This is a genomic window from Mesorhizobium sp. M7A.F.Ca.US.007.01.2.1, assembly GCF_003998165.1.
Taxonomy (GTDB): Bacteria; Pseudomonadota; Alphaproteobacteria; order Rhizobiales; family Rhizobiaceae; genus Mesorhizobium; species Mesorhizobium ciceri.
Map to the genome: position 1 here is coordinate 1 of NZ_RZQP01000436.1, position 2,119 is coordinate 2,119.

Genomic DNA, 2,119 nt, shown 5'->3' on the forward strand with positions numbered 1-2,119 from the left:
GGCGAGCACAAGCGCGATGCAGCCGATTCCGGCGAGGCGAGCGACGCTGCCGACGAGGCAGAAGAAGGTGCCGACGCTGGTGTCGAGGACATCTCGCACACGTCCGAGATCATCGAACATGCGGCTGATTCGTCCGAACATGCTGATGCGTCCGAGCATGGCGAGGATTCGGCCGAGCAGGACGAAGGCGAAATCCGCGAAGGCGGCCCGACGTCGATCGCCGCCTCGGTCGAGGCCGATGTGATTTCCGAAGCCGTCCCGCTGGCCGAACAAGGTAGCGAAGCGACCTCCGGCGACAATGATCGCGGCATGCTGGAAGAAGTGCAGTCCTCGCATCCGGACGATCACGAGGTCGAATCGGTCGGCGCCGAGGATGCGCTGGAAGAAGTGCGCAACCGCCGCAAGCCGGTGCGCCGCCAGTACAAGATCCAGGAAGTGATCAAGCGCCGGCAGATCCTCTTGGTGCAGGTCGTCAAGGAAGAGCGCGGCAACAAGGGCGCGGCGCTGACCACCTATCTGTCGCTGGCCGGCCGCTATTCGGTGCTGATGCCGAACACGGCGCGTGGCGGCGGCATTTCGCGCAAGATCACCAGCGCGGTCGACCGCAAGCGGCTCAAGGAGGTCGTCGCCGATCTCGAAGTGCCGCAGGGCATGGGCGTCATCCTGCGCACCGCCGGCGAGAGCCGCACCAAGGCAGAGATCAAGCGCGACTACGAATATCTGATGCGGCTTTGGGAAAATGTCCGCAATCTCACCTTGCAGTCCACGGCCCCTGCCCTGGTCTACGAGGAAGGCAGCCTGATCAAGCGCTCGGTGCGCGACCTCTACAACAAGGATATCGACGAGATTCTTGTCTCCGGCGAGGAAGGCTACCGCGAGGCCAAGGACTTCATGCGCATGCTGATGCCGAGCCACGCCAAGGTGGTTCAGCCGTTCCGCGACACGACGCCGATCTTCGTGCGCAACGGCATCGAGGCACAGCTCGACCGCATGCTGCAGCCGCAAGTGACGCTGAAGAGCGGCGGCTACATCATCATCAACCAGACCGAAGCGCTGGTTGCCATCGACGTGAATTCGGGCCGCTCCACCAAGGAGCACTCGATCGAGGACACCGCGCTCCACACCAATCTGGAAGCGGCCGAGGAAGTCGCGCGTCAGCTAAGGCTGCGCGATCTTGCCGGCCTGATCGTCATCGACTTCATCGACATGGAGGAGAACCGCAACAACCGCTCCGTCGAGAAGCGGCTGAAGGATCACCTCAAGAACGATCGTGCGCGCATCCAGGTCGGCCGTATCTCGCATTTCGGCCTCATGGAGATGTCACGCCAGCGCATCCGCGCCAGCGTGCTGGAATCGACCATGAAGCCTTGCCCGCATTGCGGCGGCACCGGCCATGTGCGCTCCGATTCGTCGGTCGCGCTGATGGTGGTGCGGGCGATCGAGGAATTCCTGCTCAAGGATTCGCGCAGCCACATCACGGTGCGGACGCCGGCGGCGACAGCACTCTACGTGCTCAACCACAAGCGCGGCACGCTGGTGGAACTCGAAAGCCGCTTCGGGCTGACGATCACCGTCGAGGCCGACGATTCGGTGGGTTCGCAGCACTATGCGATCTTCCGCGGCGCGTTGGCTGAAAAGCCGGAAGGCTTTGTCGAGGCGCGCAGCTTCCCGGCCTATGTCGAGCCGGACGAGCCCGAGGATGAGATTGCCGTCATCGAGGAAGACGACGAGGCGCCGATCCAGGCAGAACAGCCACGCCAGCAGCCGCAGCAACAGCAGCCGCGGCCCGCTGCCGGTGGTGAGGAAGGCGAAGGCCGCGACCGCAAGCGCCGCAAGCGTCGGCGTCGGCGTGGCGGCAAGGATCGCGATCGCGAACATGGCGCCCCTGCGGACGGTGCTTCCGTCTCGGCTCCGGCCGGCGAGTTTTCGGACTCGGACTCGGCCGCCGGAGATGGCGACGCGGAAGCGGACGACAATGCCCCTGTTGGTGTTTCCGAAACTCCTGCCACAGCTGAAGCTTCGGACGAAGGCCAGGGCAAGAAGCGCCGGCGCGGCAAGCGCGGCGGCAAGCGCAACCGCCGCGAAGACGGTGAAGGCGAGGCTGAGGCAAGTGCTGGCG

At 64.7% G+C, this 2,119-nt stretch carries 1 protein-coding gene; it reads left to right on the plus strand.

The annotated features are described in order from the left end of the window. Window positions 1–2,119: ribonuclease E/G (locus EN949_RS34805; RefSeq protein WP_164782664.1), on the plus strand; the 2,119-nt coding region annotated here is incomplete at both ends.